At 34.6% G+C, this 13,112-nt stretch carries 16 protein-coding genes; 10 read left to right on the plus strand and 6 right to left on the minus strand.

Features of this window, described 5'->3' with window-relative positions; genetic code table 11:
- Positions 1 to 10 precede the first annotated feature (10 nt).
- From EIG86_RS02635 to EIG86_RS02675, 9 genes are all read left to right on the plus strand, one after another.
- On the plus strand, positions 11 to 424 hold the full coding sequence (locus EIG86_RS02635) for a hypothetical protein (protein ID WP_127844599.1): 414 nt from the start codon (positions 11 to 13) through the stop codon (positions 422 to 424).
- A 13-nt stretch (positions 425 to 437) separates the two neighbouring features.
- A complete protein-coding gene (sufC, locus tag EIG86_RS02640; RefSeq protein WP_127844600.1) occupies positions 438 to 1,193 on the plus strand; it encodes a Fe-S cluster assembly ATPase SufC in 756 nt (251 codons plus the stop codon).
- A gap of 34 nt (positions 1,194 to 1,227) precedes the next feature.
- A complete protein-coding gene (gene sufD, locus EIG86_RS02645; protein ID WP_127844601.1) occupies positions 1,228 to 2,541 on the plus strand; it encodes a Fe-S cluster assembly protein SufD in 1,314 nt (437 codons plus the stop codon).
- A 38-nt stretch (positions 2,542 to 2,579) separates the two neighbouring features.
- Positions 2,580 to 3,824 carry an aminotransferase class V-fold PLP-dependent enzyme gene (locus tag EIG86_RS02650; protein ID WP_127844602.1) on the plus strand — a complete coding sequence of 415 codons (1,245 nt, stop codon included), beginning with the start codon at positions 2,580 to 2,582 and terminating at the stop codon, positions 3,822 to 3,824.
- A complete protein-coding gene (locus EIG86_RS02655; RefSeq protein ID WP_127844603.1) occupies positions 3,821 to 4,261 on the plus strand; it encodes an META domain-containing protein in 441 nt (146 codons plus the stop codon). The genes EIG86_RS02650 and EIG86_RS02655 overlap by 4 nt, the downstream gene beginning before the upstream one ends.
- Positions 4,258 to 4,692 (plus strand): SufE family protein, encoded by a 435-nt coding sequence (locus EIG86_RS02660; protein ID WP_127844604.1) that lies wholly within the window; start codon positions 4,258 to 4,260, stop codon positions 4,690 to 4,692. The genes EIG86_RS02655 and EIG86_RS02660 overlap by 4 nt, the downstream gene beginning before the upstream one ends.
- 4 nt (positions 4,693 to 4,696) lie before the next feature.
- Positions 4,697 to 5,020 carry an SUF system Fe-S cluster assembly protein gene (locus tag EIG86_RS02665; RefSeq protein ID WP_127844605.1) on the plus strand — a complete coding sequence of 108 codons (324 nt, stop codon included), beginning with the start codon at positions 4,697 to 4,699 and terminating at the stop codon, positions 5,018 to 5,020.
- A gap of 5 nt (positions 5,021 to 5,025) precedes the next feature.
- A complete protein-coding gene (locus tag EIG86_RS02670) occupies positions 5,026 to 5,535 on the plus strand; it encodes a DUF2480 family protein (protein ID WP_127844606.1) in 510 nt (169 codons plus the stop codon).
- 144 nt (positions 5,536 to 5,679) lie between these two features.
- Complete coding sequence (locus tag EIG86_RS02675; protein WP_127844607.1) at positions 5,680 to 6,573, plus strand: DUF3078 domain-containing protein; 894 nt, start codon at positions 5,680 to 5,682, stop codon at positions 6,571 to 6,573.
- Between the two features lie 246 nt (positions 6,574 to 6,819).
- Here the strand turns inward: EIG86_RS02675 and EIG86_RS02680 are convergent, their stop codons facing one another.
- From EIG86_RS02680 to EIG86_RS02695, 4 genes are all read right to left on the minus strand, one after another.
- Positions 6,820 to 7,986: a BamA/TamA family outer membrane protein gene (locus EIG86_RS02680; protein ID WP_127844608.1), complete on the minus strand. Its 1,167-nt coding sequence runs from the start codon at positions 7,984 to 7,986 to the stop codon at positions 6,820 to 6,822.
- A gap of 100 nt (positions 7,987 to 8,086) precedes the next feature.
- Entirely contained in the window at positions 8,087 to 8,995 is a 909-nt protein-coding gene (locus EIG86_RS02685; RefSeq protein ID WP_127844609.1) for a fructosamine kinase family protein, read from the minus strand.
- Positions 8,931 to 9,422: a dihydrofolate reductase gene (locus tag EIG86_RS02690; RefSeq protein WP_240032161.1), complete on the minus strand. Its 492-nt coding sequence runs from the start codon at positions 9,420 to 9,422 to the stop codon at positions 8,931 to 8,933. Before EIG86_RS02690 ends, EIG86_RS02685 begins: the two co-directional genes overlap by 65 nt.
- On the minus strand, positions 9,419 to 9,832 hold the full coding sequence (locus tag EIG86_RS02695; RefSeq protein ID WP_127844610.1) for a 2TM domain-containing protein: 414 nt from the start codon (positions 9,830 to 9,832) through the stop codon (positions 9,419 to 9,421). The genes EIG86_RS02690 and EIG86_RS02695 overlap by 4 nt, the downstream gene beginning before the upstream one ends.
- Before the next feature lie 51 nt (positions 9,833 to 9,883).
- Here EIG86_RS02695 and EIG86_RS02700 point away from each other — a divergent pair, with 51 nt between their 5' ends.
- Positions 9,884 to 10,969 carry an aminotransferase class V-fold PLP-dependent enzyme gene (locus EIG86_RS02700; protein ID WP_240032162.1) on the plus strand — a complete coding sequence of 362 codons (1,086 nt, stop codon included), beginning with the start codon at positions 9,884 to 9,886 and terminating at the stop codon, positions 10,967 to 10,969.
- On the opposite strand, the gene EIG86_RS02705 is transcribed toward EIG86_RS02700, so the two are convergent.
- Together EIG86_RS02705 and egtB are read right to left on the minus strand one after the other, a co-directional pair.
- Positions 10,966 to 11,928: an L-histidine N(alpha)-methyltransferase gene (locus EIG86_RS02705; RefSeq protein WP_127844611.1), complete on the minus strand. Its 963-nt coding sequence runs from the start codon at positions 11,926 to 11,928 to the stop codon at positions 10,966 to 10,968. The two genes, EIG86_RS02700 and EIG86_RS02705, sit on opposite strands and share 4 nt — an antisense overlap.
- Before the next feature lie 15 nt (positions 11,929 to 11,943).
- Positions 11,944 to 13,086 (minus strand): ergothioneine biosynthesis protein EgtB, encoded by a 1,143-nt coding sequence (gene egtB, locus EIG86_RS02710; RefSeq protein ID WP_127844612.1) that lies wholly within the window; start codon positions 13,084 to 13,086, stop codon positions 11,944 to 11,946.
- Positions 13,087 to 13,112 lie beyond the last annotated feature (26 nt).

The following is a 13,112-nucleotide window of genomic DNA, read 5'->3' on the forward strand; positions in this document are numbered from 1 at the left end:
CTATTATAAAATGAAAAAAAGTTTTGCTTATCTCATTCTGCTTTTAGTTTTGTTTTCAGCTTGTAAATCAGAGGAAAAAACTGAAAATAAAGACAATAAGAACAACACCGAAACGCTTAATACTGCAAAAAAGCAAATCGCAACAGATTCACCTAGAACTATTTCAGGAGAATTTATTTATAGCGATGAAGCCGCAGTCATCAAGCGTCAAAATACGATGTATGGTGTGATAATGAACGACAAAGCCAAAACACTTTTAGCCCAAGCCAAAGGGATTTCAGACGATCCCTACGCAACTTTCAATGTTACCGTTACTGCAAAAGTTGAAGATAATAATGGTGAAGGTTGGGAGAAATTACTTGATATTCAAAAAATAATAAAAGTCGAAAAGTTAGACAATGGCGATAGTTTACGCCTAGAATAAAATTGAAATAACTATGTTAAAGATACAAAATTTACACGCCAGCGTAGAAGGTGAAGAAATATTGAAAGGCATCAATCTGGAAATCAATCCAGGCGAAGTTCATGCCATTATGGGACCAAACGGTTCTGGGAAAAGTACATTAGCTTCTGTAATTGCAGGAAACGAAGATTTTGAAGTCACACAAGGTGATATTATTTTCGAAAAAGCAAATATTTCAGAGCTTTCTCCAGAAGAGCGCGCTCATCGCGGAATTTTTCTTTCCTTTCAGTATCCTGTTGAAATACCAGGCGTTTCGGTGACAAATTTCATCAAAACATCTATAAATCAAGTTAGAAAGGCACGCGGAGAAAAAGATATGCCAGCGAATGAAATGTTGAAGAAAATTCGCGAAAAGTCAGCCTTGTTAGATATGGATAGAAAATTCTTATCCAGATCATTAAACGAAGGTTTTTCTGGTGGTGAGAAAAAGCGAAACGAAATTTTTCAAATGGCAATGCTAGAGCCAAAACTCGCCATTTTAGATGAAACTGATTCAGGCTTAGATATCGATGCACTGCGCATTGTCTCAGATGGCGTAAATCGTTTAAAAACAAAAGACAACGCTACACTTGTCATCACACACTACCAAAGATTACTAGATTATGTAGTGCCAGATGTTGTTCATGTTTTGTTAGACGGTAAAATTGTGAAATCTGGCGATAAAGAATTGGCTAAAGAATTGGAAGAGCGCGGTTATGACTGGTTGAAAGCAGAACAGGTCAACGCCTAATTTGCCTTTTTAATTGAATAAGAAAAAGAAAAGCATGAAACTTAAAGATAAATTAATGTCATCTTACTTAGCTTTTGAAGAGCAAGTTGATATTGATCACGATATACATCAGGTTAGGGACGAAGCGATTAAATTTTTTGAAACCACAGGTTTTCCAACCAAAAAATTGGAAGCTTGGAAGTACACTTCGCTGAACTCTATTTTGAAAGAAGACTACAGCATTTTCCCTAAAAAAGAAGACGCAATAGATTACAAAGACATCAAGAAATACTTAATTCATGATATTGATACTTATACAATTGTATTTGTAGATGGTATTTATTCTTCACATTTGTCTAGAACAACACATGATAAACTGGATGCTTGTTTGATGTCTTCAGCATTGAACAAACCTAAATATAAGCCAGTAGTTGATAAGTATTTTAACAAAATTGCGCCGAAAGAAAGCATGGTTGCTTTAAATACAGCCTTTGCTAACGAAGGAGCTTATATTAGAATTCCTAAAAACGTGGCCGCTGAAAAGCCAATTCAAATACTGAATTTCTCAACAGGAAATGAAAGTGCGTTGATGATTCAGCCACGAAACTTGATTATAGCTGAAGAAGGTGCACAAGTTCAAATTATTGAACGTCACCAAAGTTTGACGGAAAATCCAGTATTAACGAATTCTGTTACAGAGGTTTTCGTTGAAAAGAATGCCAATGTGGATTATTACAAAATTCAAAATGACAAAACTTCAGCGTCTTTAATTGATAATACATATATCAAGCAGTCTCGTGACAGTGTTTGTTCTATGCACACGTTTTCATTTGGAGGAAAAATCACTAGAAATAATTTGAATTTTTACCAACACGGTGAAAATATTAATTCGATTTTGAAAGGTGTTACAATTTTAGAAGGAAAGCAACATGTTGACCACAATACGTTGGTTCATCATACGCAACCAAATTGTGAAAGTCACCAAGACTATAAAGGAATTTTCTCAGATAAATCAGTTGGCGTATTCAATGGAAATGTTTACGTCGATCGTATAGCTCAAAAAACCGATGCATTTCAAAGTAACAATAACATTATTATTGACGATACAGCGACTTGCAATTCCAAGCCTCAGTTGGAAATTTTCGCCGATGACGTGAAATGTAGTCACGGTTGTACAATTGGACAATTAGACAATGAAGCATTATATTATCTAAGGTCACGAGGTATTCCTAAAAAAGAAGCTCGTGCTTTATTGATGTTTGCATTCGCTAATAATGTCCTGGATAGCGTGAAAATACCTGAAATTAAAAAAAGAATTACTAAACAAATTGCATTGAAATTAGGTGTTGAATTAGGTTTTAACCTATAATTTCAATTCAGTCAACTTGTTTAGAAGTTAAAAAGACAATGAAAATGATAAATACTTCTGAACAAATTTTGGATGTTGAAAAAATACGACAAGATTTCCCTATACTTCAAAGAGAAATTAACGGGAAACCTCTTGTTTATTTCGATAATGCAGCAACATCGCAGACACCTAAAGCCGTGATAGATTGCATTGTAGATTATTACGAAAATAAAAATGCCAATATTCACCGTGGCGTACATTCTTTATCACAAATTGCAACCGATGCATATGAGAATGCACGTGAAACTGTCAGGAAACATTTCAATGCAAAATCTGCCAATGAAATTATCTTGACGGCTGGTACAACTCACAGTATCAATCTAGTAGCCAATGGTTATTCTCATTTTTTAAAATCTGGAGATGAGATTTTGGTCTCTGCCATGGAGCACCATTCTAATATCGTGCCTTGGCAAATGCTTTGCAATAAAACTGGTGCAACACTCAAAGTCATCCCAATGTTGAACAATGGTGAATTGGATTTGCAAGTTTTTGATGATTTATTATCAGAACGCACCAAAATGGTGTTTGTGAATCACGTGTCAAATGCTTTGGGAACCATCAATCCTATTGAAGAAATCATTAATAAATCTCATAAAGTTGGCGCAAAAGTCCTAGTAGATGGCGCTCAAGCTGCACCACATCTGAAAGCAGACGTTCAAGCTTTGGATGTAGATTTTTATACGGTTTCGGCACATAAAATTTGTGGACCAACCGGCGTTGGAATGTTGTACGGAAAAGAAGAATTATTAAATGAGTTACCACCATATCAAGGTGGTGGAGAAATGATTGCTGAAGTTAGTTTCGAAAAAACCACTTATGCAGGATTGCCACATAAATTTGAAGCTGGAACACCAAATATCTCTGGCGGAATAGCATTCGGTGCAGCTCTAGACTATATGAATGCAATTGGTTTTGATAAAATTGCGGATTATGAAATGCAACTTTTAGTTTATGCGACCAAAGCATTGGAAGAGATTGAAGGCGTAAGAATTTACGGTGCCAAACCTGAGAAGAAAACTGCGGTTTTGTCTTTCAATATAGAAGGAATTCATCCATATGATATAGGAACTTTGCTAGATAAAATGGGCGTTGCGGTTAGAACTGGTCACCATTGTGCCCAACCAATTATGAGTTTTTATAAAATTCCTGGTACCGTTCGTGCATCTTTCTCTTTTTATAACACAATATCAGAAATCGATGTGTTCATTAGTGCTTTGAAAAAAGCAAAATCTATGTTATCATGAAAACAATGAAAGTAATTAAAAGTTTGAGTTTTGTAATTTTTGCAAGTTTGGTGCTTTTGGCCTGTAAAGCTCAAAAACAAAATGAGGCAAATACGACAAAACTCGTCAATGCAGATTATCTTATTACACATTTGGGAGACGAAACTGTTTCTGATGAAGAATTAACAATGGAAGTCGATGCGGATGAACAGCGAATTTCGGGTTATTCAGGTTGTAATAATTATAAATTTGAATATGAATTGGATGAGAATGGTCGCTTAGATTTAGGACTTGGCGTTGCAACCAAAATGTACTGTGAAGATAGTATGGATTTGGAATCTAAATTCTTTCAAAAAGCTGGATTAGTTACTAATTTTGTTTTGAAAGACAACACATTAAGTTTGAAATCTAAGTCAGGAGAAATTCTTATCAAAGCCAAAAAAAACAGAAGACATTGAGTAGTATAAAAACTAAACAAGAAGATATTATTGAAGAATTCAGCATGTTTGATGACTGGATGCAGCGCTATGAATATATGATTGAATTAGGGAAATCATTACCAATTATAGACGAGAAATATAAAACAGAAGATAATATTATCAAAGGTTGCCAAAGTAGAGTCTGGTTGTATGCGGAAATGGACGAGAACCAGAAAATTGAGTACACAGCAGACAGTGATGCCATTATTACCAAAGGCATTATTGCTATCTTAATTCGTGTTTTTTCAGATGAAAAACCAGAACATATTCTTGAAGCCGACACGGATTTTATCGATGAAATCGGACTCAAAGAACACTTGTCACCAACCAGAGCTAACGGTTTGGTGAGTATGATTAAACAAATGAAAATGTACGCTATTGCTTACAATAGTCAACAAAATCAAGCTTAAAATTATGTCAGAAGAAATAAATACAGAAAAATTAGGAGACGAAATTGTGCGTGTTCTCAAAACCATTTACGACCCAGAAATACCAGTTGATATTTACGAATTAGGATTGATTTACGATGTATTCGTAAATGAAAACAATGATGTTAAAATCTTGATGACTTTAACTTCACCAAATTGCCCAGTTGCCGAATCTTTGCCTCAAGAAGTCAAAGAAAAAGCGGCCTCTTTGGATTCTGTCAATGAATGTGAAGTAGAACTGACATTTGACCCACCATGGTCTCAAGAATTGATGAGCGAAGAAGCGAAGTTAGAACTCGGAATGTTATAATTTTTATGTCAGAAATTGTAAATAAAATTGCTAAAAGCCCACTGATTACTTTCAATCTAGAAGATTTTTACCCTTCTGGAGAAAGAAAGCAAATCGATATCAAAGACTGGTTGTTTCAAGGCATTGTTCTCAAAGAAAAAGATTTTAGAGCAGATTTGAAATCTCATGATTGGTCAAATTATAAAGGTTGTTATGTGGCATTATATTGTTCAACCGATGCTATTGTGCCTAGTTGGGCTTATTTGCTAATCACAACTTACTTGAATGATGTCGCCAATCGTGTGGTTTACGGTGATTTAGAATTGCTGAATTCTATCTTATACGAAGAGCAAATTCAAAACTTAGATGTTTCGATTTACCAAGATAAGCCTTTAATAATAAAGGGATGTTCAAATAAACCGGTGCCAGAAAATGCTTATTTGATGGCGTTGCAAAAACTACAACCTGTCGCAAAGTCTATCATGTTCGGTGAAGCCTGTTCTGCAGTGCCACTTTATAAAAGGAAAAACCGCTAATTATATTTTTTTCTGACTGTTATAATTTTAACCTAAAATCAGAATAATTTCAAGCCTTTTTTGAACATCTAAATGTTTTAGATTTACAAGAATACTTACATTTGTTTTTTCAAAAATTCTAAAATCAGCAAACGATAAAAACTTATGAAGTATTTTTACTTTTTTATTAGCTTATTTATTTTAAGTCAAACAGCCACAGCACAAGATGACAATCAAACACCAAAAGATTCCATTTGGACTACAGAAGGTAACTTTCAATTTTTAGTCAATCAAGCCGCTTTTAACCATGAATGGCAGGGTGGTGGAACCTCTAATTACTCAGCAAATGTCATCGTTAATTATGATATCAATTACAAAAAGGGTCGTTATACTTGGGATACCAAATTTTTAGGTGATTACGGAATTACCAAAACCAAAAGCCAAGAATACACCAGAAAAACCAACGACCGTTTGGAAATCAACTCCACAGTTGGAAGACAAATAGAAGCGTCTAATTGGTATACTTCAGCATTTGTAAATTTCAGAACCCAATTCGACAATGGTTATGAATTTGGAGAAGACGAAGAAGGTAACCCAACAAGAACCCTTCAGACTCAGTTTTTATCACCTTCTTTCACTCAACTCGGTCTTGGTGCAATGTGTAAAAAAAGTGATAATCTGAAAGTCAATTTTTCTCCAGTCACCGGCAGAATAATCACTGCAAATGATAAGTTTACGACAACAGAAGGCTACGAAGACGGCGATTTTTTCGGTTTAGACCAAGGCAAAACCATTCGCACAGAATTTGGTGCAGCCATCAATGCATACGGAAAATTCAAATTGATGGAAAACATCAAAATGGAAAACCTTTTAAATTTATATTCCAATTATCTTGAAGACCCGCAAAATATCGATATCGATTACTCGATGAATCTCGTGATGAAAGTCAACGATTATATTTCTGCAAATTTCACTTTTCAGGCCATATATGACGACAATGCTGTCCGTGGATTTCAAATCCGTGAAGTTTTGGGCGTAGGTTTCAATTATGGATTCTAAAAGTTTAATTATATAAAGAATTCCAACAGCTATATTTTAGCGGTTTTTTTATTTGGGCGCTAATTCCCGCTATTCGTTACAAGTCCGCAGCGCAAGCCTGCAATTTGTATAACTGTCCAAGGCTTTTCCGATGGTCAAAGCTTGTCCAGTCACAAATTTTTGCCTTACGCTTTACGGGCTTTCCACTACTATCGGCAGCGCAGCTTACCACCGAAAATAGAGCAAACTTCAAACTTAAGTGAACTTTTAAAACGCTTCGCCAACACCGATGTAAAACCCATTTTCATCTGGCGTAATTGCATAATCAAAACGTAAATACACGTCTTTTTGTTGGAACAGTAGAAATCTAACACCAACACCAGCTGCAAATTTTAAATCTTTGGAACTAAGTTCATTCCATTCGTCAAATACATCTCCAACACTAGTAAAGACTGTTGCGCCAAGCCGATTGGAAAAACTTAAATCCAAAGGCAACATACGGTATTCAACCTGAAATGCGATTTGATTTTTATCACGAAATCGACCTTTAAAATAACCACGCATCATATTTTGTCCACCCATAAATGACAATTGACTAAAAGGAACTGCACCAGCAAAATTGAATTCACCCAAAAGTTGCGCAGCAATTACGTTATTTTCACCAATAGTTCTAAAATATCTAGAATCTGAAGTGATGCTTTGGTATTCTACTTTATCTTTCCAAAATGGGCTGTAATTCAAATAAGCGACTTCAGTAAAAAAAGCATTCCTTTCATTCAGTACATTGTGTCTTTCGTCAAAAACAACGCCAGAACCAATCCCTAGGTTTGTGGTGCCTTCTGAACCGAAAGGCAATTCAAATTCTACAGGATTGCCATCAGGATCTTCAAATTTCACATTTTCAAAACTTCTGAAATCTGTCTCTAAACCAATATAAAAGTTTTCGAATACACGGCGTAAAATTCGTTCTTTGATAATAAATTGCGTAGCATCAACCAATGCAATATTTTTTTCAGGAACGTCATTTCCGATGCCGTAATATTTCAAAGGAAATTGTTGAAAATCGATATCGCCAAGAAAAAACCATTTGTCTTGGTCGGAATAAAGTGCGTGATTGATTCTTGCACCATATTGTTTCTGTAAAGTGATGAATCCATAACCATTGACTTCGCTTAAACGGTTGTTGGTATCTTCTTTGGCATAATAAACGTACAAAGGGCTGAATCCAAATTCTATATTTGTTTCAGGTTTATAGCCAATTGTAGGATAGAGGAAAAATTCTGCTTCTTCTTGTGCGGTATTATTGTTGATGATTTTATTGATATAGCGCTTAAAAAAACCAGCTTTTTCTTTTTGCGCTTCTTCTCCTTCTTGGGCTATCAAATTCAAGGTTAATGCTAAGGAAAAGATGGTGATAATCAAAGTTTTATTCATATTTAGACATTGACTGGTTTTTTAAAATAGGCTTCAAATCTAAGTTATTTTTTTGAGTCAAAACAAGAATCTTGGGGTCTTAACAAAGAAATGAGAATTTTTAAAGCTGAAGGCTGCGTTGCATGGCTTGTTCTACAGAACCTAGATAACTTGAGCCAAAAATATTCAGATGAACCAAAAGGTAATACAATTGAAACATCGGTAATCGAGACCGCCAGCCAGATTGCAGAGGAAATTTGTTTTGATATGATTCATACACTGAATCTGGAAATCCTCCAAACAAACTCATCATTCCAAAGTCCAACTCTCTAGGAGCAAAAGCAACAGCAGGATCGATGAGTACAGGATTTTGAAGTTTGTCTACCATATAATTTCCTGACCACAAATCTCCATGCACAAGACTGGGCGCTTCATCAGGAACGCTTTGTTCCACTTTTTTGTAAAACGAATTTAAATTTGAAAAACTAAAACCTCGTTGCTTCGCCATTTTAAATTGTGGCTCTAATCTTTGGCTCAAATAAAATTCAGAAGCACTGGATTTGGAAACGTTGTATTGTGGCAATTCTCCGATATAATTGTTGTCTTGCAAACCAAATTCTTCTGAAGATACCTGATGCATTTCAGCTAAAGTTTCTCCGAAATCCTTATAAAAACTTGAGTTTTTCTGACCGCTTTCTATGAATTCTAACAGAAGATAGGACAAGCCATCAAATTCACCTAAGTCAATAACTTCAGGAATTTTGAATGTTTTAGAATTTCTTAAAATCTCAAGTCCTGAAGCTTCTTTTTGAAACATTTCTGGAAAGCGATCAGCAAAATTGATCTTAATAACATAATTTCGAATGTTGGTTTCAATTTTGAAGACTTGATTGATGTCACCACCACTCAAAGCAAAATTATTGGTCGCTTTAAAGTTGTTTTTTTCTTCTATATGAGCTAAAACTTTATGAATCAATCTTAATGAATGTTTGATAAGTGAATGCGTAGTTGTGAAGTTCGTCCTTTGCATGAAAACTTTCATTGACGAGTTTCCATTCAGATTTATCGATCTTTGGAAAATAAGTGTCAGCTTCAAATTCAGCATGCACTCTTGTCAATTCAATTTTATCAGCAAAAGGCATGGCTTGCTTGTAAATTTCGCCACCACCGATGATAAAGACTTCAGATTCTGACGTGCAGAATTCCAATGCTTTTTCTAAACTATGAACCACGATACAACCCGGTTTTTCATAATTTTTCTGACGTGTTATAACAATATGTGTCCGGTTTGGTAATGGTTTTGGAAAAGATTCAAAAGTTTTGCGTCCCATAATAATGTGATGGTGAGAAGTGATTTTTTTGAAACGCTTAAAATCATCAGGTAAGTGCCAAACCAAGTCATTATTTTTTCCTAATGCATCATTTTCAGCTGCTGCAGCAATCATTGTAACCTTCATGAATCCTTATCAGTTTTTTGCGTTTCATTTTGAGTCTCTTCGTTAGAAATCGGATGTTTTTTATCTACTTTTCCTTGTAATTTGCTAATTCTGCTTAGTTGTTTTTCTACAAGTTTGTGCATTTGTTTTTCTTCCCATTCTTTGCCCATGAGTTTGTTCACTACAAATACATTGATGGCATGAATAATTAGGAAAAATAACCAAATGACAATGGCTGTAACAAACCAATCTGTATTGAAAGGCTGAAAATCTGATTTATAGCCCAGGACTACATTGACAACAATTAGAATCACTGATCCAGCAACAAAAATAACGGCATGTGTTGCCAACCTTTTCTTTTGTTTTATCCTTCGATGTGCATTTTCATAAAGTGCCGCTGTTTCTTGATCTATCTTAGATTTTGATTCCATTTTATGTATATTAGTTTATTCAAATTTAAGTATTTGTTTTAAATAAAGCCAATGATGAAAGATTTTAAACTTGCATTTCCACTATTGAACACTCACATATATCTCAACACGCCTTTTACTGGTCTGATTTCAGAAGATTTGAAGCAATATCGACGATTTTTGGACAATGAATTTCAAATAAAAGGCAGTTTGTTTGCCGATGAATATGAAGCAGAAATCATTCAATCTACAAAGGCCAATTTGGCAAAGTATTATTCAACTAAGCCAGAACAAATTGGATTGGTCAGTAATTTTTCTGTCGGAATAAACTTGATTTTGAACGATTTGCCGCAAAAATCCAAAGTCTTGCTAATTAAAGAAGATTATCCATCGGTGAATTTTCCAGTGAAATCTAGAGATTTTTTAGTCTCTGAAGTCGGAATTAGTGAATATTTGGAACAAGGTATTCAATCTGCATTTGAAAAGAATCAACCTGATTTTTTCATTTTCAGCATCACACAATTTATCAGCGGCATTAAAATTGATTTGGAATTTTTGAAGACTTTGAAACACAGTTTTCCTCAGACTTTTTTTATCGCAGACGCTACACAATATTGCGGTGTGGAATCATTTAATTTTGAAGATTCAGGAATAGATGTTTTTGGCACAAGTGGCTACAAATGGTTGAATGCTGGACTCGGTAATGGTTTTTTTCTGTTCAAATCTAATTTTTTAAAGCAATTTCATTTCAAATCAATTGGCAGTAATTCGTTAGATGAAAAACCTGATGGAGAACCGCGTTTAACAGGTTTTTTGGAACCTGGACATTATGATTTGGTGGCTCTAGCCAGCTTGAATTTCGCCTTAAAATATCATTATGAAACTGTTGGAATTCAACAAATCGAAACACAAATCCAACACCTTTCAAAACTTGCCAAAGCAGAATTCGAAAAACATGATTTACTGGAAAAAACTGTCATAAAACGCAATATTTCCAGCAACATCTTTAGCTTGAAAGGCGATGAATCTTTAGTTGAAAAACTTAAAAATCATAATATTCTCACAGCTTTCAGAGGCGGACGTGTGCGTGTTGGGTTTCAATATTTCAATACTGAAGATGATTTGGATAAGTTGGTTTCTACAATTTCAAAAGATTAAGGTTTGGTTTTGAAAATGTAGTTTTTATAAAACCCATTTTCATTTTCGAAAATATTGTCAATTTCTAAATTCGCTTGTCCTGCCAACCATTCTACAGTTTCATCATCATATTTTTGTGAAATTTCTGTATGAATACTCTCCCAAGCGTTAAAATTCACTTGTAAATCCAAAGCTTTGATATTGACTTTTTGAGATTTTTGACTGACTAAAAAACTTTTGGCAGTGCCAGTTTCAGGATTATAAGTTTCCCAATGTTTGAAACTGTCCAAGTCAAAATCTGCGTCAAACTCGCGATTGATGCGACTTAGCAAATTTTTATTGAAAGCTTCGGTAATTCCCTCTGGGTCATTGTAGGCTTTCAGAATAATTTCTGGGTCTTTTTTCTGATCAAACCCCATAAACAATAAGTCTTGATCAGACATATTCTCTTGAATTTTTTCAAGGAAATTTACTGCTTTGTCATGCATTAAATTCCCAATATTAGATCCCAAAACCAAGATTACTTTTTGCCTTTTGTTGTAAGTTGAAAGTTCATTCAATATATCGAAATAAGTGCCTTGCAAAGTTTCTACATCAACTTCAGGGATTTCATCATGGAGTGATTTTTCTAAACTGTCCAATATATTTTGGCTGATGTCCACGGGGAAATATTTGAAATTCGATTGTTTGTCTACCAAGTGTTTCAACAGCAATTTGGTTTTTTTGCCATCACCAGCACCGAGCTCAATCAAATCAAAACCTTCTTTATTATTGAATGTTTTAGTAATTTCTTGAGACTGATTTTTCAAAATTTCAAATTCACAACTCGTCAAGTAATAACTTGGCATGGCCATGATTTCTTGAAAGAGCTTGTCACCTTGCGAATCGTATATAAATTTTGAAGATAAATACTTTGGGTTATTTGTCAATCCCTGAATTACATTATTTTCAAATTCTGTATTCTTTGTCTTTTTATTCATAGAAATATTGTCGAGTTATTTTGCTAATCTTACACCGCAAAATTGCCATCTGAGATGCGGATGAAAGAAATTCCTGTAGCTTGGTCGAGAGTGATTTGGGGAAGTTGTAACTGCACAACCGCGCAAAACTTTTTGGTTGACCATAAATTTACCGTTGTATTCACCCAGAGCGCCGCTTGCTTTTTGATAATTTGGATAGGGCAGGTAGGCACTTTCCGTCCATTCCCAGCGTTTTCCCCAGTTGAATTTCTCTTGTGCAACTTCCCATTCAAATTCTGTGGGTAGTCTTAAGTTTTTCCATTGCGCAAAAGCAGCAGCTTCATAAAATGAAATATGGCTTAAAATGCCTTCTTTATCGAGTTTTTGTAATCCGTTGAGTTTAAATTCATGCCATTCACCATCGATCTGATGCCAATATTTGGGTGAATTTATGCCTTTTTCATTAATCCAATCCCAAGCTTCTGCATGCCAAAGCAAAGGGTTTTTATAAGCACCGTCTTGCATAAATTCAAGAAATTCAATATTGGTCACTAATTTGTTTAAGATTTTGAAATCTTGTAAAAAAACTTTGTGTCGACCGAGTTCATTGTCATAGCAAAAACCATCTCCAGCGAAACCAATATCATAAATTCCTTCTTCAAAATTAATCCATTCTCCGATGAAATCTTCCTGATCGTCTTCATTGAAGTTGGAATCGAATACCGGGAAAAGTGGATTTTCATTAAATGAAAATTTAAGGTCTGAGTGTATTAATTCTTGGTGTTGCTTTTCATGATGAATCCCAATTTCTATTCTTTTTTCAACTTCAGGAGAATCATTATTTTTGAGTAAATCCACAATAGATTCAGTGACATGTTTTCTATATTTATATATTTCTGAAACACTTGGTCTGGATAGGTTTCCACGGTGATTCCTTTGAATGCGCTCACCTTTAAGCTCATAATAACTATTGAATAAAAACGGATATTTAGGGTGGTAAAGTTGGTAGTCCTTAGCATATTTCTCCAAGATGAAAACTTCAAAAAACCATGTTGTATGTGCTAAATGCCATTTTGCAGGAGAAACGTGTTCTTCGGGTTGAAGTAAGTAGTCTTCTAAATCTAAAACTTGACAGATTTGTTCTGAATATTGTCTGGTGTTGATAAATTCCTGAAGCATAAAATGATTTTTCGAAAATTACTAAA

It is taken from the genome of Psychroflexus aestuariivivens, assembly GCF_004010055.1.
In the GTDB taxonomy this organism is placed as follows: domain Bacteria; phylum Bacteroidota; class Bacteroidia; order Flavobacteriales; family Flavobacteriaceae; genus Psychroflexus; species Psychroflexus aestuariivivens.